General features: G+C 44.2%; 25 protein-coding genes. 19 read left to right on the forward strand and 6 right to left on the reverse strand.

Annotation, left to right across the window (positions count from 1 at the left end):
- Positions 1-974 (forward strand): hypothetical protein (locus tag K4H96_RS09020; RefSeq protein ID WP_227956482.1); only part of this gene is annotated, 974 nt, incomplete at its 5' end.
- A gap of 372 nt (positions 975-1,346) precedes the next feature.
- On the opposite strand, the gene rpmG is transcribed toward K4H96_RS09020, so the two are convergent.
- Together rpmG and rpmF are read right to left on the reverse strand one after the other, a co-directional pair.
- On the reverse strand, positions 1,347-1,496 hold the full coding sequence (gene rpmG, locus K4H96_RS09025) for a 50S ribosomal protein L33 (RefSeq protein ID WP_001265622.1): 150 nt from the start codon (positions 1,494-1,496) through the stop codon (positions 1,347-1,349).
- 15 nt (positions 1,497-1,511) lie between these two features.
- Complete coding sequence (rpmF, locus tag K4H96_RS09030) at positions 1,512-1,694, reverse strand: 50S ribosomal protein L32 (RefSeq protein ID WP_223338093.1); 183 nt, start codon at positions 1,692-1,694, stop codon at positions 1,512-1,514.
- A gap of 286 nt (positions 1,695-1,980) precedes the next feature.
- Here rpmF and ilvD point away from each other — a divergent pair, with 286 nt between their 5' ends.
- Positions 1,981-3,684, forward strand: coding sequence for a dihydroxy-acid dehydratase (gene ilvD, locus K4H96_RS09035; protein ID WP_125439334.1), 1,704 nt, complete (start codon positions 1,981-1,983; stop codon positions 3,682-3,684).
- 82 nt (positions 3,685-3,766) lie between these two features.
- Here the strand turns inward: ilvD and K4H96_RS09040 are convergent, their stop codons facing one another.
- Complete coding sequence (locus K4H96_RS09040; RefSeq protein WP_002899327.1) at positions 3,767-4,108, reverse strand: metal-sulfur cluster assembly factor; 342 nt, start codon at positions 4,106-4,108, stop codon at positions 3,767-3,769.
- A gap of 181 nt (positions 4,109-4,289) precedes the next feature.
- On the opposite strand from K4H96_RS09040, the gene hisS reads away from it, so the two are divergent.
- From hisS to K4H96_RS09075, 7 genes are all read left to right on the forward strand, one after another.
- Positions 4,290-5,570 carry a histidine--tRNA ligase gene (gene hisS, locus K4H96_RS09045; RefSeq protein ID WP_223338094.1) on the forward strand — a complete coding sequence of 427 codons (1,281 nt, stop codon included), beginning with the start codon at positions 4,290-4,292 and terminating at the stop codon, positions 5,568-5,570.
- A gap of 127 nt (positions 5,571-5,697) precedes the next feature.
- Entirely contained in the window at positions 5,698-6,567 is an 870-nt protein-coding gene (locus K4H96_RS09050; protein WP_002919928.1) for a hypothetical protein, read from the forward strand.
- Positions 6,568-6,703: 136 nt separating this feature from the next.
- Entirely contained in the window at positions 6,704-6,916 is a 213-nt protein-coding gene (locus K4H96_RS09055; protein WP_042763109.1) for a hypothetical protein, read from the forward strand.
- A 169-nt stretch (positions 6,917-7,085) separates the two neighbouring features.
- The gene (aspS, locus tag K4H96_RS09060) at positions 7,086-8,840 is read left to right on the forward strand and encodes an aspartate--tRNA ligase (RefSeq protein WP_223338095.1); all 1,755 of its coding nucleotides are present in this window, start codon (positions 7,086-7,088) and stop codon (positions 8,838-8,840) included.
- The gene (locus K4H96_RS09065; protein ID WP_004190308.1) at positions 8,827-9,762 is read left to right on the forward strand and encodes a YitT family protein; all 936 of its coding nucleotides are present in this window, start codon (positions 8,827-8,829) and stop codon (positions 9,760-9,762) included. The genes aspS and K4H96_RS09065 overlap by 14 nt, the downstream gene beginning before the upstream one ends.
- Positions 9,763-9,943: 181 nt before the next feature.
- Positions 9,944-11,221 (forward strand): MATE family efflux transporter, encoded by a 1,278-nt coding sequence (locus K4H96_RS09070; protein WP_223338096.1) that lies wholly within the window; start codon positions 9,944-9,946, stop codon positions 11,219-11,221.
- Positions 11,218-11,832 carry an HAD-IA family hydrolase gene (locus K4H96_RS09075; RefSeq protein ID WP_223338097.1) on the forward strand — a complete coding sequence of 205 codons (615 nt, stop codon included), beginning with the start codon at positions 11,218-11,220 and terminating at the stop codon, positions 11,830-11,832. The genes K4H96_RS09070 and K4H96_RS09075 overlap by 4 nt, the downstream gene beginning before the upstream one ends.
- A gap of 47 nt (positions 11,833-11,879) precedes the next feature.
- On the opposite strand, the gene K4H96_RS09080 is transcribed toward K4H96_RS09075, so the two are convergent.
- Entirely contained in the window at positions 11,880-12,356 is a 477-nt protein-coding gene (locus tag K4H96_RS09080; protein ID WP_061591890.1) for a YcxB family protein, read from the reverse strand.
- Between the two features lie 77 nt (positions 12,357-12,433).
- A complete protein-coding gene (locus K4H96_RS09085) occupies positions 12,434-12,976 on the reverse strand; it encodes a histidine phosphatase family protein (protein WP_223338098.1) in 543 nt (180 codons plus the stop codon).
- Positions 12,977-13,074: 98 nt separating this feature from the next.
- Here K4H96_RS09085 and polA point away from each other — a divergent pair, with 98 nt between their 5' ends.
- From polA to K4H96_RS09100, 3 genes are all read left to right on the forward strand, one after another.
- Positions 13,075-15,717: a DNA polymerase I gene (gene polA, locus K4H96_RS09090; RefSeq protein WP_223338099.1), complete on the forward strand. Its 2,643-nt coding sequence runs from the start codon at positions 13,075-13,077 to the stop codon at positions 15,715-15,717.
- A 163-nt stretch (positions 15,718-15,880) separates the two neighbouring features.
- Positions 15,881-16,318 (forward strand): CoA-binding protein, encoded by a 438-nt coding sequence (locus K4H96_RS09095; protein WP_223338100.1) that lies wholly within the window; start codon positions 15,881-15,883, stop codon positions 16,316-16,318.
- Between the two features lies 1 nt (position 16,319).
- Positions 16,320-16,832: a kinase gene (locus tag K4H96_RS09100; RefSeq protein ID WP_223338101.1), complete on the forward strand. Its 513-nt coding sequence runs from the start codon at positions 16,320-16,322 to the stop codon at positions 16,830-16,832.
- Positions 16,833-16,848: 16 nt separating this feature from the next.
- Here the strand turns inward: K4H96_RS09100 and K4H96_RS09105 are convergent, their stop codons facing one another.
- Entirely contained in the window at positions 16,849-17,724 is an 876-nt protein-coding gene (locus tag K4H96_RS09105) for a DUF975 family protein (protein WP_223338102.1), read from the reverse strand.
- A gap of 152 nt (positions 17,725-17,876) precedes the next feature.
- Between K4H96_RS09105 and tgt the strand changes: the two genes are divergently transcribed.
- From tgt to rplB, 7 genes are all read left to right on the forward strand, one after another.
- Complete coding sequence (tgt, locus tag K4H96_RS09110; RefSeq protein ID WP_125337957.1) at positions 17,877-19,019, forward strand: tRNA guanosine(34) transglycosylase Tgt; 1,143 nt, start codon at positions 17,877-17,879, stop codon at positions 19,017-19,019.
- 25 nt (positions 19,020-19,044) lie between these two features.
- The gene (locus K4H96_RS09115) at positions 19,045-19,683 is read left to right on the forward strand and encodes a uridine kinase family protein (RefSeq protein WP_223338103.1); all 639 of its coding nucleotides are present in this window, start codon (positions 19,045-19,047) and stop codon (positions 19,681-19,683) included.
- A gap of 373 nt (positions 19,684-20,056) precedes the next feature.
- Positions 20,057-20,365, forward strand: coding sequence for a 30S ribosomal protein S10 (gene rpsJ / locus K4H96_RS09120; RefSeq protein ID WP_002894478.1), 309 nt, complete (start codon positions 20,057-20,059; stop codon positions 20,363-20,365).
- An 84-nt stretch (positions 20,366-20,449) separates the two neighbouring features.
- Positions 20,450-21,076 (forward strand): 50S ribosomal protein L3, encoded by a 627-nt coding sequence (gene rplC, locus K4H96_RS09125; RefSeq protein ID WP_223338104.1) that lies wholly within the window; start codon positions 20,450-20,452, stop codon positions 21,074-21,076.
- A gap of 24 nt (positions 21,077-21,100) precedes the next feature.
- Entirely contained in the window at positions 21,101-21,724 is a 624-nt protein-coding gene (rplD, locus tag K4H96_RS09130; RefSeq protein WP_002894480.1) for a 50S ribosomal protein L4, read from the forward strand.
- Complete coding sequence (locus K4H96_RS09135; RefSeq protein WP_002894481.1) at positions 21,724-22,020, forward strand: 50S ribosomal protein L23; 297 nt, start codon at positions 21,724-21,726, stop codon at positions 22,018-22,020. Before rplD ends, K4H96_RS09135 begins: the two co-directional genes overlap by 1 nt.
- A 17-nt stretch (positions 22,021-22,037) precedes the next feature.
- Positions 22,038-22,871, forward strand: coding sequence for a 50S ribosomal protein L2 (gene rplB, locus K4H96_RS09140; protein ID WP_002894482.1), 834 nt, complete (start codon positions 22,038-22,040; stop codon positions 22,869-22,871).
- Positions 22,872-22,955: the final 84 nt, after the last annotated feature.

Raw genomic sequence — 22,955 nt, forward strand, 5'->3', positions numbered from 1 at the left:
TGTTGCATACTGATTTAGTAGATAAGTCTTTTTATTTAGATTATACTGAGAAGAGAGTAGGGGAGATTATAAAAAATGATATTTTAGGAATAGATGAGTTATATGAGGAGGGAGAGGGGCATTCGGATTTAAGAGTTTTTCGGAAATATAAAGATGAAAAGGGTAATAAATCTAAAGTTTTTTCTACTTTAACCAATGAAATGACAGAAAAATATGATTCATTTATTAATGTTTTACAACAAAAGCAGGAAAGACTAAATAATCATTATAATAAACTATCAGTAAAGGAAAAAAAAGAATTACATGATATAAATGAATTATTAAATAAAATTATTGTACCTGGGCGAAAACCATACTTAGTGAATTATAACTACTATCTTTCATTAAGATGGGAACTTGAACGCAGAACTGGTTATACTCTATTTAAAGTAGAAACTAAGAAAGAAGTATACGAAAAATTTGGTAAGGTAAATAGTTTAAATGATATAGTACTAGGAGTTAAGAAAATTTTAGAAGATTTTAAATTGTATTTAAGAGATAAACTTATTAGTTTTTCGGCTATCAGAAATGAAATGGAACGACTTGATGAGTTGCTACACAAGTCAATTTTTTTGTCACCATTAAAATTATCGCAAAAATATACAAAGCAGTATTATTTATTAAAAGGACAATTAGATACTATAAATGAACAAAAGGAGAAATTGTCAAATATTAAATCTGATGGTGAAGTATTTAAAGGTAACGTAGAAAAAAAGATAGAAAAACTAGAGAAGCAAATAGAAGAAGATAAGGCTCTCCCGCTATCGGAGATAGTTGAACATGTAGTAGGACAAATTATTAATTTTGAAAAGCATATAAAAAAGAAATATCAAAAATTTGTTGATGAAATATACGAAATTTTAGAAGATATTTCATATAAAAGATGGGAAATAAGTAAAAATATAAATGAAATTTTAGATTCTGTTTTCTATTAAAAGAAGTTAATAGTCTTTTTATGGATAAAAGAACTATATATAGATAAGAAAAATAGAAAAGCTTGCTTAGAGAATTAGTATTTAAGAAAAAAGAGACAATTGTATATGTCTCTTTTGAGTAGCTATTGTCAAAATAAGTTTTTTAATAGTTTCTGAGTTTCTAAAATTTAATGATTTTTTATATTTAATAAGTGCAAAAAAACTCTAGCTTAACAGGCTAGAGTTCCTTTTGAATATCGTTTTTTTATTTCACAAAAAAGTAGTSAAAAAGGTAGTCATCGGATTGATTTTTATTGCAATTTATTGAAATTCAAAATTTCAAGAATCGCTTTAAATCAAGGTTTCTACCGTCTATTGACGTGTAGTGAATCCCTATTTAACTTCTGTAAACACAACGTGCTTGCGAAGTTTTGGTGAGTATTTCTTCAATTGAAGACGGTCTGGTGTGTTGCGCTTGTTTTTAGAAGTAAGGTACAAGCGTTCACCAGATTCTTTGTGTTCAAGTGTGATATTTACGCGCATGGTAGCTCCCTTCTATTATTCTGCAGTAGCAGCTTTGGCAATCTTACGGCCCTTGTAGTATCCTTTAAGGGATACACGGTGAGAGCGTGAGTAATCACCAGTAGTTTCGTCAAAAGTTACAGTTGGAGCTGTCACTTTGTAGTGAGTGCGGCGTTTGTTTTTTTTCGCTTTTGAAGTGCGACGTGCAGGTACTGCCATTGTTTGTTTCTCCTTTTAGATTATGAATTCGATTCAATTTGATGATTTTCATCAACTTTAACAGTATAACAAAACTTTTTTGTAAAGTAAAGTTACTTGACAGATTTTTTTCTTTTTGAGAAAAAACTGAGCCTCTAGTTGTCATTTTTTTGCTTGATAGGAAAAAGTTTCAAATCCGCCTCTATATTTTCCTAATCTTCTGAAAATTTAAAAATTTTCCTCTGTAAAATACAGCCTAAGTGTGGTATAATAAAGCACAAAGATTACTGCAATGAAAGGGAAAGCTATGACAGATAAGGATATTCGTCACAGAAGTAAGATTTATGACAGTATGGTTAAATCTCCTAACCGTGCCATGCTTCGCGCGACGGGGATGACTGATAAAGATTTTGAAACGCCTATTGTTGGGGTGATTTCTACTTGGGCGGAAAATACACCTTGTAACATCCATTTGCATGACTTGGGCAAGCTGGCCAAGGAAGGTATCAAAGCAGAGGGCGCTTGGCCTGTCCAGTATGGGACTATTACAGTTGCGGACGGGATTGCCATGGGGACACCGGGCATGCGCTTCTCTCTGACCTCACGCGACATCATCGCAGACTCCATCGAGGCTGCCATGGGTGGGCATAATGTGGATGCCTTTGTAGCTATCGGGGGCTGTGATAAAAATATGCCAGGCTCCATGATTGCCATTGCGAACATGGATATTCCTGCTATCTTTGCCTACGGCGGAACGATTGCGCCAGGGAAGCTGGACGGCAAGGACATTGACTTGGTTTCTGTCTTTGAAGGAATCGGGAAATGGAACCATGGTGACTTGACGGCTGAGGAAGTACGACGCATTGAGTGTAATGCCTGCCCTGGCCCTGGTGGCTGTGGCGGTATGTACACGGCCAATACTATGGCGACGGCTATTGAAGTTCTGGGCATGAGTCTGCCAGGATCGTCTTCTCACCCTGCTGAGTCCAAGGACAAGCAAGAGGATATCGAAGCAGCTGGCCGTGCCGTTGTGAAAATGCTGAAGATGGGGCTGAAGCCGTCTGATATCTTGACACGTGAAGCCTTTGAAGATGCAATCACAGTGACTATGGCTCTGGGTGGTTCTACCAATGCTACCCTGCACTTGCTGGCCATGGCTCATGCGGCCAATGTTGAGCTGACGCTTGATGACTTTAATGTCATTCAAGAGAAGGTACCGCATTTGGCTGACTTGAAACCGTCCGGTCAGTATGTCTTCCAAGACCTTTATGAGGTTGGTGGAGTGCCGGCTGTGATGAAATATCTCTTGGCGAACGGCTTCCTGCACGGTGATCGCATCACTTGTACAGGTAAGACGGTGGCAGAGAATCTAGCAGAATTTGCTGATCTGACACCAGGTCAAAAGGTTATTATGCCGCTTGAAAATCCAAAACGTGCAGACGGTCCATTGATCATCTTGCATGGTAATCTGGCCCCAGACGGTGCTGTTGCTAAGGTTTCTGGTGTTAAAGTACGCCGTCATGTTGGACCAGCCAAGGTCTTTGACTCGGAAGAAGCTGCTATTGATGCGGTACTGGCCGATGAAGTGGTCGATGGCGACGTGGTTGTAGTTCGCTACGTTGGACCAAAGGGTGGCCCTGGTATGCCAGAAATGCTGTCACTTTCTTCTATTATCGTAGGGAAGGGGCAAGGAGACAAGGTGGCTCTTCTAACAGATGGTCGCTTCTCAGGTGGTACTTACGGCTTGGTTGTCGGACATATTGCTCCGGAAGCTCAGGATGGTGGCCCGATTGCCTATCTCCGTACAGGCGATATGGTCACGGTTGACCAAGATACTAAGGAAATTTCCATGGCAGTCTCTGACGAAGAGCTGGCGAAACGCAAGGCAGAAACGACCATCCCACCGCTTTATAGTCGCGGGGTACTTGGTAAATATGCTCACATGGTATCCTCTGCCGCTAAAGGTGCTGTTACTGACTTCTGGAAACCAGAAGAAACCGGCAAGAAATAGCCTATATATGATAAAAGAACCCGCTAGTTTTTCTAGCGGGTTTGGTGTTTTTATTTTAAATACTGATAAGTTAATTATCTTCTTATCTAGGACTAATTCCCAAAGCAATGCGGCCGAAGCGGCTGATACGAGTGATTTTCCAAGCAGGAGACCAAGTGACTTCGACAGAGGCACTTTCAATCTCATCTATTTTTTTAAGAGAGTCCATGATGGCGATGGGCAGACTCTCAGCACAGTCACAGGCTGTATCAGTAAAGGTCATGACAACCTTGCAGTGGCCGTTTTCGTCTAAGTTGATTTCATAAATCAGCCCTAAGTTATAGACATCCAGCTCTACATCCGGATCGTAAATACGCTCGAGCTTCTCCACCAATTTATCCTGAATTGCAGCTGCTCGGTCATTGATTTTGATATCGTCTCTCATGGCTATCCCCTTCTATTCTGACTTGAATTGTTTTTATTTTCTCACAATTCTGACTTATTTTCAAGCTATTTTGGAACATGAAAACGGATTTAGTTCTTCCAAATTAAAAATCCCTTTCGGGCTCCTCAAAATGGCGGACTTATGATAGAATATAAGTACTAAAGAAGGCGGAGGTCAGAAGATGAAATTACAAAAACCTAAAGGAACTCAGGACATTCTTCCTCAGGAATCAGCCAAGTGGCAGTATGTAGAAGACTTTGGCCGCAAGACATTTAGAAAATACAATTATGGCGAAATCCGCACGCCGATTTTTGAGCACTATGAGGTCATCAGCCGCTCGGTCGGGGATACGACAGACATCGTGACCAAGGAAATGTATGACTTTTATGACAAGGGGGACCGCCATATCACGCTGCGTCCAGAGGGGACAGCACCCGTGGTGCGTTCTTATGTGGAGAATAAGCTTTTTGCTCCTGAAGTGCAAAAGCCTGTCAAAGTCTACTATATGGGCTCTATGTTCCGCTATGAGCGGCCTCAGGCTGGCCGTCTGCGGGAATTTCACCAGATTGGAGCAGAGTGTTTTGGATCCGGTAATCCTGCTACAGATGTAGAAATGATTGCCATGGCGGCTCAATTTTTCAAGGATATTGGTATTACTAATGTCAGCTTGGAGCTTAACTCGCTGGGGAATCCTGAGAGCAGAGCTGCTTACCGCCAGGCCTTGATTGATTATCTGACTCCACTGAAGCCTAGCCTATCAGCAGATAGCCAACGTCGCTTGGAGGAGAATCCGCTGCGCGTGCTGGATTCTAAAGAGCCCGAGGACAAGGCGGCTGTAGAAGGTGCTCCGTCTATTCTGGACTATCTGGATGAGGAGAGCAGTACCTACTTTGCGGCCGTTCGTTCCATGCTAGAGACCTTACAGATTCCTTATGTCATCAATACCAACATGGTCCGTGGCTTGGACTACTATAATCACACAATTTTCGAGTTTACGACAGAGGTGGCTGGCAGTCAGCTGACTATTTGTGCTGGCGGCCGTTATGATGGGCTGGTGGCTTACTTTGGTGGCCCTGAAACGCCAGGTGTTGGCTTTGGTATGGGCTTAGAACGCCTACTTCTCGTACTTGACAAGCAAGGAGTAGAGCTGCCGATTGAAACCGCTCTGGATGTTTATGTAGCTGTTTTAGGAACTGGTGCCAATGGTAGAGCTTTAGAGTTAGTGCAGGCTCTCCGCGCACAAGGATTTGCGGCAGAAAGGGATTATCTAGACCGCAAGCTCAAGGCTCAGTTTAAGTCGGCTGATATCTTTAAAGCCAAAACTCTTATCACCTTGGGTGAAAGCGAAGTGGAGAGCGGTCAGGTGACTGTTAAGAACAATCATAATCGTGAGGAGATTACTGTTAGCTTAGACCAAATCCAAGAAAACTATCAGCATATTTTTGAGAAATTGGGGTTTTAAGCAAAGTATGTAATTTTTGTTTCACAAAGAGAATGTCACAGTTTTGTTACAAGGATATGATATAAACTAACAAGTGGATAATATTTTGGTATAATGGTCATATTCTATCAATTTAAAAGGAGAAACAATGAAAAAAATCCTTAAATTTGGTGTATTGCCTGCTTGTGTTCTTTTGCTTGGAGCTTGCTCAATGCTACCAAAGTCAGAGAAGAAAAAATCAGAAGATGTGAAGACAGAGCAATCATCTTCATCCTCATCTGAGAAAGAAACGAATGAAAAGCGAATTGAGAAAGATGCTGATATCATTCTGCGAGCAGTCTTTACAGATCATTCTTCAGGTTTTACAACCTTAATGGGGACTTCTGTTGACAAATGGAAGAAAGGAATTTCTCAAGCCTACGTAGACGAAAACATATCCAAATATACGCCAGAAGAAGATTATACTATCGATTTAAAGACTGAATCATTTACTCCATCAAAAACATTAGAGTTGTTTGATCAGGCTCGCTTTAAAGTCTTGGCAACTATTGGGGATGACTTTGAGATTACTGGTGTTGAGGATGATGAAGAGACTGCAACAGTAACATTTAAGTCTCGTGCTATTGCAACCCGTGATTTGGCAAATGTGATTAATCTTGCTAAAGCGAGTCTCTTTGAAAATGGGATTGAAGATGTAAAAGAGTTGGAAGATTCGACTAATCCGGATCTTGAAAAACGTCTAGCTCTGCTTAATAACTTCCTTTTCTACTATGCCTTTGATCGTATGAATGAGGACTTTGGTTATATTGAACCACGTGAGTTTACAATGGAGTTAACTAAAACCAAAGAAGGTCGCTACATTCTTACTGATGAAAGCTTCCTTGAATTACGGAAATCTATTTTTGTGAATGAGTATTCGTCTAATGATGCTGCAACACGTAAAGGTAATAAAACAACTGATTCTGGGTCAAAATCTGACTCAAGTTCATCTTCATCATCTGATAAATCAAAGATTTAATTTATTTAGCTAAGGATTCTCCTTAGCTTTTTGAATCCAGCTCTGATGTTAGATCTATTTTTAGGTTTCTATAAACAAATTTGTTTATAGAAATCCAGATGGCTTATGCTATAATAGTCTATAGAAAGTCGAGGGAATGATGAAAAAAATATTATTGGTGGTTGTGGTGCAGGGCTTGGCTATCTTTGTGATTACTGGTCTGCTTTGTTTATTTATGAGGGGGGATTTTTTCTTCCGTGCTTTGGCGCCGATTTTTGGTCTGGCAGCGGGAGGGCTTCGCTTTGTGACAGCCATGGTGACAAAAGCGTTTGCGCCTAGTCTCTATGAGGATAGCAAGAAAAAGGAATAATCTATAGAGTAGACAGTAGGTCTGGGGTCTTTGCCTCAGGCCTTTTGTCATAATTGTCAGCATTAGTCATGTGAAGCTTTAATATTTTTCAGAAAAAGAACGGACAGAAGGGCTTTCTTAGGCGCTTTGTGGTAAAATAGTAACAGAATTAAAAATTTGGAGAGTAAAGATGAAACGTTCTATGTATGCTGGGCGTGTTCGCAAGGAGCATGTTGGTCAGGAAGTCACTTTGAAGGGTTGGGTAGCCCGCCGTCGGGATTTGGGCGGTCTGATTTTCATTGATTTGCGCGACCGCGAAGGCATTATGCAGCTGGTCATCAATCCTGAGACTGTGGCTGCTGAAGTCATGGCGACAGCGGAAAGCCTGCGCAGTGAGTATGTGCTAGAGGTGACAGGTAAGGTGGCTGCGCGTGAGCAGGCCAATGACAAGCTAGCGACAGGAAGCGTGGAGCTGCATGTGGAAAACCTGACTGTCTTAAATACAGCCAAGACGACGCCTTTTGAAATCAAAGACGGAATTGAAGTGAATGACGATACGCGTTTGCGCTACCGTTATCTGGACTTGCGCCGGCCAGAGATGCTGGAGAACCTCAAGCTCCGTGCCAAGGTGACTCACTCTATCCGCAACTATCTAGATGATTTGGAGTTCCTTGATGTGGAAACGCCTTTCCTGTCTAAGTCAACGCCAGAAGGAGCGCGTGATTACTTGGTGCCTAGCCGGGTTCATCAGGGGCATTTTTACGCTCTGCCACAAAGTCCGCAGATTACCAAGCAGCTCTTGATGAACGCTGGTTTTGACCGTTATTACCAGATTGTTAAATGCTTCCGGGACGAGGACTTGCGAGGTGACCGCCAGCCAGAGTTTACTCAGGTGGACTTGGAGACTTCTTTCTTGTCTGAACAGGAGATTCAGGACATTACAGAGGGCTTGATTGCTCGTGTGATGAAAGAGACCAAGGGTATTGAGGTGACTCTGCCTTTCCCGCGTATGAAGTATGATGATGCCATGGCTCTTTATGGGGTTGATAAACCTGATACCCGTTTTGAGATGTTATTGCAGGACTTGACAGAGCTTGTCAAGGGAGTTGACTTCAAAGTCTTTTCAGAAGCTCCTGCTGTCAAGGCCATCGTCGTGAAAAATGCTGCAGATAAATACTCTCGTAAGGATATTGATAAGCTGACAGAGCAAGCGAAACAGCATGGTGCTAAGGGTCTTGCTTGGGTGAAAGTTGCTAATGGTGAGTTGGCTGGGCCAGTTGCTAAGTTCTTGACAGACTTGACAAGTCAGTTGACAGAAGCTTTACAGCTTGAAAATAATGACCTAGTTCTCTTTGTGGCTGATACTTTGGAAGTGGCAAACGCTGCTTTGGGAGCTCTTCGGGTGCGTTTGGCCAAAGAGCTGGACTTGATTGACCCTGATACATTTAACTATCTTTGGGTCGTGGACTGGCCCATGTTTGAATGGTCAGAAGAAGAGGGCCGCTACATGAGTGCCCACCATCCTTTCACCCTGCCTCAGAAAAATTCTGAGCAAGAGCTGGAAGGCGACCTGAGCAAGGTACGGGCTGTGGCCTATGATATCGTCCTCAATGGTTATGAGTTAGGCGGTGGAAGTCTTCGGATCAACCAGAAAGACTTGCAGGAGCGGATGTTCAAGGCGCTTGGCTTCTCAGCTCAAGAAGCTGCTGAGCAGTTTGGCTTCCTTCTGGAGGCTATGGACTATGGTTTTCCACCGCATGGTGGTTTGGCTTTAGGCTTGGACCGCTTTGTGATGCTCTTGGCTGGTGAAGAAAATATCCGCGAAGTCATTGCCTTTCCAAAGAATAACAAGGCTTCTGATCCAATGACACAGGCACCTAGCTCAGTGTCGGTCGCTCAACTAGAGGAATTAAGTTTACAAGTGGAAGCACATGAAGAAGACTAATTTTTACAAGCTCTTTCGCTATTATGTCCGCAGGTTTGCTTATAATTTTAAGATTTTGCGGTCTTTAAAGAGTATCTCGCGTGAGAAGTACGATGAGAAGATTTCTGCCTCGCTTGTCTATGGCTTTTTATCAGCTGTCGCAGTCAATTTCTTCTTTCAGCCGGGGCATGTTTATTCCAGCGGGGCGACTGGTCTGGCGCAGGTCATTACTGCCCTCAGTACTCGCTTCTTTGGTTTTACCATTCCGGTTTCGGTGACTTTTTACGCCATCAATATTCCGCTGATGATCCTAGCCTGGTACCAGATTGGGCATAAGTTTACCATTTTTACCTTTATCACGGTTACAATGAGCTCGCTCTTTATCCAGTTTGTGCCGGAAGTAACCTTGACTGATAATCCTATTATCAACGCCCTTTTCGGCGGTGTGGTCATGGGTACGGGGATTGGCTTTGCCCTTAAGTCCAGCATTTCCAGCGGTGGGACTGATATTGTCAGTCTGACTGTTCGGAAAAAAACAGGCCGGAATGTCGGGAATATTTCCTTGATTGTCAATGGGATTATTATGCTGATTGCGGGTCTGACCTTTGGCTGGGAGTATGCACTCTACTCCATGATTACTATTTTTGTATCAAGTCGAGTGACGGATGCTGTCTTTACCAAGCAGAAGCGCATGCAGGCTATGATTATCACTAGCCATCCGGATAGGGTGATTGATAAGATTCATAACAAGCTGCATCGTGGGGCGACAGTAATCCATGGCGCTGAGGGAACTTATAATCATGAGAAAAAAGCTGTTCTGGTGACGGTTATCACCCGAGCTGAGTTTAATGAATTCAAGCAAATCATGAAGCAGACCGACCCAGCTGCCTTCGTCTCCGTCGCAGATAATGTCCATATCCTGGGACTCTTTGTTGAGGAGTGAAGATATTCGTTGAGTTTGGGAATGTAAAGCGGTATAGTTGGGAGTTTGTGCTTAAAACGAGCTTTTATGATAGGAGATTAATATGCGGTAGGACAATAGTCCCACCGCTTTCTATTCTCTATGATGGAGGGTGGAAATCTTAAGTAAGAAAGGATATACAAATGCAGGAGATTTTCAGACAATGACGACTTATAAAAAAATCATGAATATCGCCTTGCCGGCTATGGCGGAGAATTTTTTGCAGATGCTCATGGGAATGGTCGACAGCTATCTGGTGGCCAGTCTTGGGCTGATTGCGATTTCTGGTGTCTCGGTGGCCGGCAACATCATTACGATTTATCAGGCAATTTTTATCGCGCTGGGGGCTGCTATTTCCAGTCTCATCTCCAAGACTCTGGCTCAGGGGGACAAAGAGCGTCTGGCCTATCATACAGCTGAGGCTATCAAGCTAACCTTGCTTCTGAGTCTTCTGTTGGGGCTGATTTCCCTGCTCTTTGGCAGGCAGATGCTGGACCTTCTAGGGACGGAAAAAGCGGTGGCTGAAGCAGGCGGTCTTTATCTGGCTCTGGTTGGTGGGACTATTGTTCTGCTAGGCTTGATGACTTCCTTTGGAGCTCTGGTTCGGGTCACGCGCAATCCTAGATTCCCCATGTATGTCAGTCTTCTGACCAATATCCTCAATGCCCTCTTTTCCGGTCTGGGGATTTACGTCTTTCGGCTTGGTATTGTCGGTGTAGCGCTGGGGACGGTGCTGGCTCGTCTAGTTGGTGTGCTGATTCTTTGGCGGGAGCTGGATTTGTCCACAATCCGCTGGCGCTGGGGCTTAGATGGAGAGCTCTTGCGCCTGTCTCTGCCGGCTGCTGGAGAGCGGCTCATGATGCGGGCGGGTGATGTAGTGATTATCGCCATTGTGGTCGTCTTTGGGACGGACGCAGTAGCGGGGAATGCCATTGGTGAAGTCCTGACTCAGTTTAATTATATGCCAATCTTCGGGGTCGCGACAGCAACAGTCATGCTGGTAGGCCATGCAATAGGTGAGGGAGATATGCAAGAGGTCAGTCTGATTCGTCAGCGGACCTTCTGGCTCTCTTTTGCTTGCATGCTGCCCATGGCTCTAGGAATTTTCGTTTTTGGGCGGCCGCTGACCTTGCTCTATACGGACAATAGCGGAGCGATCACAGCCAGTCTTTCGGTCATGCTTTTCTCCTTGCTGGGAACTCCCATGGCAGTGGGAACCGTGATTTACACAGCTATCTGGCAGGGGCTGGGCAATGCCAGACTGCCGTTTTATGCCACGACTGTTGGCATGTGGCTGATTCGCATCGTTGTCGGTTACTTGCTGGGTGTGACCTTTGGTTTGGGTCTGCCGGGAGTCTGGACTGGGATGCTCTTGGACAATGGCTTCCGCTGGCTATTTTTAAAGGTTTTATTTGACAGAAAAATGAGGAAAATCACATGACAAAAGCGTTTATTTGGGATTTGGACGGCACCTTGCTGGACTCCTACGATGCTATTTTGGCGGGGATTGAGGAAACCTACGCTCACTATGGTCTGGACTTTGACAGAGCGAGTATTCACAGCTATATCCTAAAGCACTCTGTCCAGAAGCTCTTGGAAAAAGTAGCGTCTGAGAAAGGGCTGGACGCTGCTGAGATGAATGCCTTCCGTGGAGCAAGCCTAAAGGAGAAAAATGCTCAGGTCCATCTGATGGAAGGAGCTGCGGAGATACTGGCCTGGGCTGAAGAGCAGGGCATTGCCCAGTTCGTCTATACCCACAAGGGAATCAATGCCCATCAAATATTGAAAGACTTGGGTATTCATGACTATTTTACAGAAATCATCACAACAGCCAACGGCTTTGAGCGCAAGCCCCACCCAGAAGGTGTCGACTATCTGCTAGAAAAATATGGCCTGGATAAGCAGGAAACCTACTATATCGGCGACCGGACGCTGGATGTGGATGTCGCAGTCAACAGTGGCATCCAGAGCATTAACTTCTGTGACTACCGACCAGAAATCAATCAGAAAATAGAGAAATTGGTGGATATCAAGCAATTATTTACAAAATAAAAAGCAGACCAGAACTGATCTACTGTCAGTCTAGCCTGCTTTTTCTTTTACATATGCTCAATGTGAAGTTCTAGCAAGAACTCAAGAGCCTCGGGAGAACAGTTTTCTTTTTCAATTGCGAAACCAGTGTTCTCTCCTATCAAGATATAAAAATCTTGCTTTGTCATAATGACTTTGACAATATCATCATAGGTATAGTGAAATTCACCGCGTATATTTCTTGCGATAAAAGCCTCTCTGTCAAATATTAGAGTGACCTCCATGTTCTGAAATAAAGGATTTTTTTGATAAGCTCTCTTAATCTGATAATTCATGCCAAAATAGTACATGGAGGCGCAAATAGGGGGAGCCAATATGATGGATATTATCTTTTCCTCTAATGGGCCGAGCATTACGTAGGTGAACAGCCCGATTATCAGTATGATTATGTATAATACAAATCCTTTTCGTCGTATGAGAATAGCCCATGAAAATCTTTTATAAACTTCTTCAGTCAGAAGAGTTGTAATACGGATTGGAAACATCTTTTACCTCCAGTTTTTATATTATAACATATAAGAGCGATAATATTTAGCCAAGTCTTGCTAGTCGATACCATATTTTATAGGAGGTGAGTGATTTTTTTGTTTTTATCTAAAACCAGCACATCTGGCATGGGAAGCTTATGCCAAAAGTTATAATCAATGTTGGAATCGAATGCGCTTAGTAAAATGCAGATAAGGTTACCATGGGAGTTAATGATAATCTCTTCGTTTTGGTGTTTGCTTTCCAGTTCATGAAGAAAGGCTAAGGCTCGCTGTTGAGCTTGTTGATTAGACTCGCCACCAACAAATGAAAAAGTCGGCTGTGACCAAAGTTGCATGAGGGCTTCTTCAAAGTCTTGGTCGGCAATCGCTTGACTACTTAGCTTTCGCTCTATTAGCCGTTTGTCGGTTTGAATAGCGAGTTTCAAACTCTGAGCCAAAGGTTCAACCGTCTGGATGGCTCTTCGGTAAGGAATGGAATAAATGGCGGTAATGGGTTTGTCTGCTAAAAAGTCAAGCTGCGCCAAGGATTCTTGCCCTTTGTCTGATAATGGTCGGTTGATTTCATCAGGTGTATCGTTAGAATGCGCATGACGGATAAAATAGTAGGTATTGTTCATAAAATGATTATAGCAAAATTTAAATCTCAATTCATTTTCTACCTATTTTCCACATCGCTGTTTCGGTCTTTGTCTCCCTTTCGTGTTATAATAAACCTATGGAAAATAAGAATAAATTATTATTAATCGATGGTTCGTCCGTTGCTTTTCGCGCTTTTTTTGCGCTTTATAATCAAATTGACCGTTTCAAGAGTCCATCGGGCCTGCATACTAATGCCATTTATGGCTTCCACCTCATGCTCAATCATCTCCTGGAGCGCGTGCAGCCGACTCATGTCCTGGTAGCTTTTGATGCTGGTAAGACGACCTTCCGGACCGAGATGTATGCTGACTATAAGGCTGGTCGGGCTAAGACACCGGATGAATTTCGTGAGCAGTTGCCTTTTATACGAGAAATGCTGAAGCACCTAGGCATTCACTTCTATGACTTGGCTCAGTACGAGGCGGATGACATTATCGGGACCTTGGACAAGATGGCTGAAAAGACAGCTGTGCCTTACGATGTGACCATTGTCAGTGGCGATAAAGATTTGATTCAGTTGACGGATGAAAATACCGTGGTGGAAATTTCCAAGAAAGGCGTGGCCGAGTTTGAGGAGTTTACCCCAGCCTATCTCATGGAAAAGATGGGCATCACGCCAGAGCAGTTCATCGACCTCAAGGCGCTGATGGGCGATCAGTCGGACAATATCCCCGGCGTGACTAAGATTGGTGAGAAGACTGGTCTCAAGCTCCTCTTGGAGTATGGCTCTTTGGAAAATCTCTATGAAAACATTGACCAGCTCAAGGCTTCTAAGATGAAGGAAAATCTGATTAATGACAAGGACAAGGCCTTCTTATCAAAAACCCTAGCTACCATCAATACTCAGGCTCCGATTGAAATCGGGCTGGATGATTTGGTCTACAGTGGTCCGCGGATAGAGGCCCTGAGCAAGTTCTATGACGAGATGGGCTTCAAGCAACTCAAAGCGCAGCTAGGAACTGGTCAAGAGCCGGTAGAAGTCAAACCAATTGAATTTACCAAAGTGACTGAGGTGACAGCAGATATGTTGGCACCAGAGCAATTCTTCTATTTTGAAATCTTGGGTGACAACTACCACAAGGAAGAGATTGTCGGTCTTGCCTGGGGCGATAGCCGTCAGATTTATGTCGGCACCAGCGATTTACTACAGCAACCTCTCTTTCAGGAGTTTTTGACAAAAACAGCTCTGAAAACTTACGACCTCAAGCGGACCAAGGTACTGCTCAGTCATTACGGCATTGAACTGCCAGCAGCGGCCTTTGATGCGCGCCTAGCCAAGTATCTGCTTTCGACGGTCGAGGATAATGAGCTGGCGACTATTGCTCGCCTCTACGGCCAAACAATCCTGCCGACGGATGACGAGGTGTATGGCAAGGGAGCCAAGCGTGCTCTGCCGGAGCAAGACCAGCTCTTTGAGCATCTAGCTCGTAAGGTTCAAGTACTGCTGGAAACAGAAGAGCCTATGCAAGAACAGCTCCGTTCCCACGATCAGCTGGATTTGTTGCTTGAAATGGAGCAGCCGCTGGCCTTTGTCTTAGCCAAGATGGAGATTGCGGGAATCAAGGTTGAGCGGGAAACCCTGCAGGGCATGCAGACAGAAAATGAAAAGACGCTGGAAAGTCTAACGCAGGAGATTTATGATCTGGCTGGTCAGGAGTTTAATATTAACTCGCCGAAACAGCTGGGAACCGTTCTCTTTGAGGATATGGGGTTGCCGCTGGAGTACACCAAAAAGACCAAGACAGGTTACTCGACAGCAGTTGATGTGCTGGAGCGTTTAGCGCCGATTGCACCGATTGTGTCTAAGATTCTGGAATACCGTCAAATCAGCAAACTCCAGTCTACTTATATCATTGGCCTACAGGAGGCGATAGCGGCTGACGGTAAGATTCACACTCGCTATGTTCAGGATTTGACCCAGACGGGCCGCTTGTCCTCGGTTGATCCGAACTTGCAGAATATCCCCGTTCGTTTGGAGCAGGGGCGCCTCATTCGCAAGGCCTTTGTACCAGAGTGGGCAGATAGTGTGCTACTCAGCTCGGATTATTCCCAGATTGAGCTGCGGGTGCTGGCTCATATTTCTAAGGACGAGCATTTGATTGCTGCCTTTCAGCATGGAGAAGACATTCACACGGCTACCGCCATGCGGGTCTTTGGTATTGAAAAGGCAGAGGATGTGACACCAAATGACCGTCGCAATGCCAAGGCTGTGAACTTCGGAGTGGTCTATGGCATTTCCGACTTCGGGCTGGCCAATAATTTGGGAATTTCCCGCAAGGCTGCTAAGGACTACATTGAGACCTATTTTGAGCGTTTCCCAGGAATCAAAAATTATATGGAAACGATTGTTCGCGAAGCGCGTGATAAGGGCTATGTAGAGACCATTTATCATCGCCGTCGCTCCTTACCGGACATCAATTCCCGCAACTTTAACATCCGAAATTTTGCGGAGCGCACAGCTATTAACAGCCCGATCCAAGGCTCCGCTGCAGATATTCTCAAAGTCGCTATGATTAATCTGGACCGAGCTCTGACAGAGAAGAATTTCAAGTCTCGCATGCTCCTGCAGGTTCACGATGAAATCGTACTGGAAGTGCCAAATGACGAGCTAACAGCCGTCCGCCAGCTAGTCAAAGAAACCATGGAAGCCGCGATTGAGCTAGCCGTTCCACTAGTAGCTGATGAAAATGCCGGCCAAACTTGGTACGAGGCGAAATAAAACAAGATACAAAGAGCGTAAAAACCGACTGAAAATTAGCAATTCGGACGAAGGAGCGATGCTCCTAGAACGGATTATCTATTTCCAAGATTTTAGCCCAGATTCAGTTAAGACGCAAATACTGTAAAACTATCCAGCTTTATTATGAATGAGGAGGAAGTCTATGACTTATCATTTTCAAAATCCTAGCGACGCCATCGTCAAGCATTATCTGAAAAACAGCAAGGTGATTGCTGTTGTTGGACTGTCTGACCGCGAAGAAACGACCAGCAACCGTGTGTCCAAGGAGATGCAGGAGCGGGGCTATCGCATTATTCCAGTCAATCCGCGGGCAGCGGGCAGTCAGATTTTTGGTGAAACTGTTTATGCCAGTCTCAAAGATATTCCTTTTCCGGTAGATATTGTCGATGTATACCGCCGCAGTGAGTTTTTGCCGGATGTGGCACTTGATTTTCTGCAGACGGATGCCAAGATTTTCTGGGCTCAGTTGGGCTTGGAGAGTGAGGAGGCTGAGCAGATTTTGCGGGCAGCCGGTCGGGATGATATTGTCATGGACCGCTGCATTAAACGCGAGCATACACGCTTGATTCTGAGCGAATAAGATGGCCAAGTTAGTCATCATTCGTGGCAATTCGGGCTCTGGCAAGTCTAGTCTCGCTGGGAAACTGCAGACTCACTACGGCCGAGGAACTCTCCTGATATCGCAGGATACGGTTAGACGGGACATGCTCAAGGAAAAGGTTGAGCCAGGGAATTTGTCTATTGACCTGACAGAGACATTGGCACACTTCGGTTACGAACATGATTTGCTGGTTCTGGTAGAAGGATTTTATGAGACAGACATTTATGGACAGATGCTAGAACGGTTGAAAAAAATCTTCGCTCCGCAGGTCTTTGCTTACTACTATGGCCTATCCTTTGAAGAAACAGTCCGTCGCCATCAGACCAGAGCTAAACAAGAAGAATTTACCCCAGCCGACATGAAGCGCTGGTGGAAAGACAGAAACTTCTTAGGCTGGGAAGAGGAAGCCTTTTTCACAGATGAGGATTCACTAGAGGCAGCCTTTGACAAAATCTGCTCTGCCCTGGACAAGACAGAATATAATAGTAAATAAAAAACAACTCACAAGCTTAGGACAAGGAGTCCTGTGCCTGTGGGTTGTTTTCATGTGAGATTGCGTTTTCTTTTTTCAATTCTTCATAAAAGAGAATGTAAGCTGTCGCCGTATAAGGGAGAACTATAAAATTCAGCAAGCCGTAAGTTAATCTGGCCAATAAATTCCAGCCGATGAAGCTCAGATTAAGCATAAAAAGCTTTCCTTTATAGCCTTTCATTAGCTTCCGGCTTTGACGGATAGCATAGAAAGCTCCCTGGTAATTCCCAGCCTCAAGCTGGTCATAGAGGATGAACTCTGCTTGAGCATAGGCATAGTACTGAGGGATGGCAATACCTAAGCCAGTGAATATCAAGAGGGTTCCCAGTAACATGCTAGGGGTGTATTGAAGAATCTGCTGGCCTGCAGCACTTTGAGCCGTCACTACTGTATGGGCTGGGATTTTTTCCGAAATAGAGAGGATTTTATAAGCATTAAAGATTGCTAGAAGACTCCCGCAGAACATAGGAATATTCCAAAGAAAAATCAGCAGCTGCTTGAGTAAAACCGTCTTGAAGACAGGTGTGAAAGTCTTGCTCGTAAAAAGATGTCCTATATCTGAAAAGTTGACATCATCCTCTGTCTTACGAAGAACCTTTATCATGGTATAGCTGGCAGAAAGCATTAGCAAGGTCAAGATAAACTGGATGGTTGTCGGGAAAAGATTTTTGCTAATGAGGTGATAGATGGACTGGCTAAAAGTTAGGCTGGGAATGGAATCTCTTAGATTGTCATTAAGGGAAAGTAAGATGCTGAGGATGCTGACAAGGGTTGGGGCCGCAAACAAAAGAAAAATCCCTCTCGTTTGGCTGCGGACGGTACGAGCCTGAGCTCTGATGTTACTTAGATTCATAATTCCTCCATTTGGATTTGTCTGTTACATTATATCATACCCCGTGACAGATAGAAGTTTTTTTGGTAAAATCATACGGTATCTTGTGAGCCCTTGCTGCTCATTATATAGAAGAAAAATCGCTGGGACTGTTTTTCCCAGCAGGAGGAAACATGTCAACATCACCGATTCAATATCGTTTGATTAAAAAAGAAAAGCATACAGGTGCTCGTTTGGGGGAAATTATCACGCCTCACGGGACTTTTCCGACGCCTATGTTTATGCCGGTTGGTACCCAGGCGACGGTCAAGACCCAGTCACCAGAAGAGCTCAAGCAAATGGGTTCAGGGATTATCTTGTCCAATACTTACCACCTTTGGCTGCGGCCGGGCGATGAGCTGATTGCCCGTGCAGGTGGCCTGCATAAGTTCATGAACTGGGACCAGCCTATTCTGACGGATAGCGGAGGTTTTCAGGTCTATTCTCTAGCTGACAGCCGCAACATCACAGAAGAAGGAGTAACCTTTAAAAACCACCTCAATGGTTCCAAAATGTTCCTATCTCCAGAAAAGGCCATCTCTATCCAGAACAATCTGGGCAGTGACATTATGATGTCCTTTGATGAATGCCCGCAGTTCTACCAGCCGTATGACTATGTCAAGAAGTCCATTGAGCGGACTAGCCGTTGGGCAGAGCGTGGACTCAAGGCCCACAGCCGTCCACACGACCAAGGACTCTTTGGTATTGTTCAGGGTGCTGGATTTGAAGATTTGCGTCGTCAGTCTGCTCAAGACTTGGTCAGCATGGATTTCCCGGGCTACTCTATTGGAGGACTGGCTGTTGGTGAGTCCCACGAAGAGATGAATGCTGTGCTGGACTTCACAACGCCTATGCTGCCTGAAAACAAGCCTCGCTATCTCATGGGAGTTGGAGCGCCAGATAGCTTGATTGACGGGGTTATCCGTGGTGTGGATATGTTTGACTGCGTCCTGCCGACTCGGATTGCCCGAAACGGTACCTGTATGACCAGCGAAGGACGTCTAGTTGTTAAAAATGCCCAGTTTGAGGAAGATTTCACGCCGCTTGACCACAACTGTGACTGCTACACATGTACCAACTACACGCGGGCCTATATCCGCCACTTGCTCAAAGCGGACGAGACCTTCGGCATCCGCCTGACCAGCTATCACAACCTCTACTTCTTGGTAAACCTTATGAAGAAGGTCCGCCAAGCTATCATGGATGACAACTTGCTGGAATTCCGTGAAGACTTTATTGAGCGCTACGGCTACAATAAATCCAGCCGAAATTTCTAAGAGTCTCCATTTGAAAGGACAAGCCATGTCTGATGAAGAGAAATTGCTGAAAAGATTGATAGCGTATCTGTCAGACGACCAGAAACATACTATACGTATATATGGTCATGGTGCTTCGGGCAAGTCAACTTTTGCTCGAAGACTCCAGCTAGCCTTGGGTGAGGACCGAGCCAATCTGTTGGAAACAGATCCTTATGTAATTACTGGAGAGTATCGAGATTTGCTCAGTTCCAAAGATTTTCCTCATCAAAAAGTCACAGCCTGCCTCCCAGCTGTTCATGAGCTCGGGAGTCTGGAACGAGATATTTGTGCCTTGCAGTCTGGTCTGGATATTCTGACCATTGGCACAGCTTGGTCGCCTAGCTTGCGATTATCAGCCCAAAAGCCTATTCTGATAGTAGAAGGTATGTCGGCTGCCTTTTTGCCTGAAAGCTTGTTTGATTTGTCGCTTTGCTTTTACACGGACGATCAGACTGAGTTAGAACGACGCTTGGCACGGGATGTGGCTGTGCGAGAGCGCAGGCCAGAGTGGATAGAGCAGATGCATCTGGCTCGACGAGAGCAATATAGGCACTTTTATCAACCCTATCTAGCAGCTGCAGACCTTGTCATCTGCCAGTCGGGCAATAGCTTTCGCATCGAAAAGGACAGCCCCTTACTATAAAACAAAGTAGCCAAGGGTAAATTTTCGTTTCTAGTCTCACTGATGTGCGTCAGTGGGATTTTGTATTTTCTGAATACAAACTTGAATAAATAGGTGAAAAAGTCTAAATTTTCTTCTAGATAATGACTTACAGGACTTATAAATTGTTTAGAAAACACTTTCATAAAAAATCATCCTAAAAATCTTTAAAAAATTACTCAAATCCCTTGCAATGACTGGTTCTTTGTGTTAAGATACTATGGTGCTGTAAAAATACAGCGTGTAGCTTTGATGCAAGAGGTTGCGACACGCTCGGTTGCATTGCCACGCAATCACCTGTCGGTTTTCTTGTGGAGCTAGCCTATTATCTTAAATAGACGAAAAGGAGAAAAAGATGGCAAACAAAAAAATCCGCATCCGTTTGAAAGCTTACGAACATCGTACACTTGACACAGCGGCTGCAAAAATCGTAGAAACTGCTACTCGTACTGGTGCTGAAGTTGCGGGTCCAATCCCACTTCCAACTGAGCGCAGCCTCTACACAATCATTCGTGCGACTCACAAATACAAAGACTCTCGCGAACAATTTGAAATGCGTACTCACAAACGCTTGATTGATATCATCAACCCAACTCAAAAAACAGTTGATGCTTTGATGAAACTGGATCTTCCAAGTGGTGTGAACGTAGAGATTAAACTTTAATCTAAAGCTTGATCTAAACCAGAGCATGAAAAACGCTCGTTAAAAACTTTTTGAAAAAAATTATAGAAAAGGAAACATTTTCTCATGACAAAAGGAATCTTAGGGAAAAAAGTGGGAATGACTCAAATCTTCACTGAAGCTGGCGAATTAATCCCTGTAACTGTTGTTGAAGCAGCTCCAAACGTTGTTCTTCAAGTTAAAACAGTTGAAACAGATGGTTACAACGCAGTTCAAGTTGGTTTTGATGACCTTCGTGACGTATTGAGCAACAAACCTGCCAAAGGCCATGTAGCGAAAGCTAACACAGCTCCTAAGCGCTTCATTCGTGAATTCAAAAACATTGAAGGCTTGGAAGTAGGAGCAGAAATCACTGTCGATACATTCGAAGCTGGTGATGTTGTTGATGTAACAGGAACTTCAAAAGGTAAAGGTTTCCAAGGTGTTATCAAGCGCCACGGCCAATCTCGTGGTCCAATGGCTCACGGTTCACGTTACCACCGTCGTCCTGGTTCAATGGGACCAGTTGCGCCAAACCGCGTGTTCAAAAACAAACGCTTGGCTGGACGTATGGGTGGCAACCGCGTAACAATTCAAAACCTTGAAATCGTACAGGTTGTTCCAGAGAAGAACGTTATCCTGATTAAAGGTAACGTACCAGGTGCTAAGAAATCTCTTATCACTATCAGGTCAGCAGTTAAAGCTGGTAAATAATAAAGAAAGGGGAAATCAGTCACAATGGCAAACGTAAAATTATTTGACCAAACTGGTAAAGAAGCTGGTGAAGTAGTTCTGAACGATGCGGTCTTTGGTATTGAACCAAATGAATCAGTTGTCTTTGATGTTATCATCAGCCAACGCGCTAGCCTTCGTCAAGGAACTCACGCTGTTAAAAACCGTTCTGCAGTATCAGGCGGCGGACGCAAACCATGGCGTCAAAAAGGAACTGGACGTGCTCGTCAAGGTTCTATCCGCTCTCCACAATGGCGTGGTGGTGGTATCGTATTCGGTCCAACTCCTCGTTCATATGCTTACAAACTTCCACGTAAAGTTCGTAGATTGGCATTGAAATCAGTTTACTCTGAAAAAGTTGCTGAAAACAAATTCGTAGCTGTAGACAGCCTTTCATTTACAGCTCCAAAAACTGCTGAGTTTGCAAAAGTGCTTGCTGCACTGAGCATTGATACGAAAGTTCTTGTTATCCTTGAAGAAGGAAATGAATTCGCTGCACTTTCAGCTCGCAACCTTCCAAACGTGAAAGTTGCAACTGCAACAACTGCAAGCGTTCTGGACATCGTAAACAGCGATAAACTTCTGGTTACTCAGGCAGCTATCTCTAAAATTGAGGAGGTTCTTGCATAATGAATTTGTACGACGTAATCAAAAAACCTGTTATCACTGAAGGCTCAATGGCTCAGTACGAAGCAGGCAAATACGTATTTGAAGTGGACACTCGCGCTCACAAACTTTTGATCAAGCAAGCTGTTGAAGCTGCTTTTGAAGGAGTTAAGGTTGCTAACGTTAACACTATCAATGTAAAACCAAAAGCAAAACGCGTTGGACGCTACACTGGTTTTACAAACAAAACTAAAAAAGCTATCGTAACACTGACAGCTGATTCTAAAGCAATCGAGTTGTTCGGTGCAGAAGAAGAATAATCTAAGGAGGAAATATCGTGGGAATTCGTGTTTATAAACCAACAACAAACGGTCGCCGTAATATGACTTCTTTGGATTTCGCTGAAATCACTACCAGCACTCCAGAAAAATCTTTGCTTGTTTCTTTGAAGAGCAAGGCTGGTCGTAACAACAACGGTCGCATCACTGTTCGTCACCAAGGTGGCGGCCACAAGCGTCACTACCGTTTGATTGACTTCAAGCGTAACAAAGACGCTGTTGAAGCAGTTGTAAAAACAATTGAGTATGATCCAAATCGTTCAGCAAACATCGCTTTGGTTCACTACACTGACGGTGTGAAGGCTTATATCATCGCTCCTAAAGGTCTTGAAGTTGGTCAACGCATCGTTTCAGGCCCTGAAGCAGATATCAAAGTCGGAAACGCTCTTCCGCTTGCTAACATCCCAGTTGGTACTTTGGTTCACAACATTGAGTTGAAGCCGGGTCGTGGTGGAGAATTGGTTCGTGCTGCTGGAGCTTCTGCTCAAGTATTGGGTCAAGAAGGTAAGTACACTCTTGTTCGTCTTCAATCAGGCGAAGTTCGTATGATTCTTGGCACTTGCCGCGCTACAGTCGGTGTTGTCGGAAACGAACAACATGGACTTGTAAACCTTGGTAAAGCAGGACGTAGCCGTTGGAAAGGTATCCGCCCAACAGTTCGTGGTTCTGTAATGAACCCTAACGATCACCCACACGGTGGTGGTGAAGGTAAAGCACCAGTTGGTCGTAAAGCGCCATCTACTCCATGGGGCAAACCTGCTCTTGGGCTTAAAACTCGTAACAAAAAAGCGAAATCTGACAAACTTATCGTTCGTCGTCGCAACGAGAAATAATTTAAAACAATCTATCCGCCAGCTCGGTAGCGCTGCTTAGTCAGCGCAGGCCGCTGTGGTACTTATTTAAAGGAGAAAATATAA

This window comes from Streptococcus sanguinis (assembly GCF_020729765.1).
Lineage (GTDB): Bacteria > Bacillota > Bacilli > Lactobacillales > Streptococcaceae > Streptococcus > Streptococcus sanguinis_Q.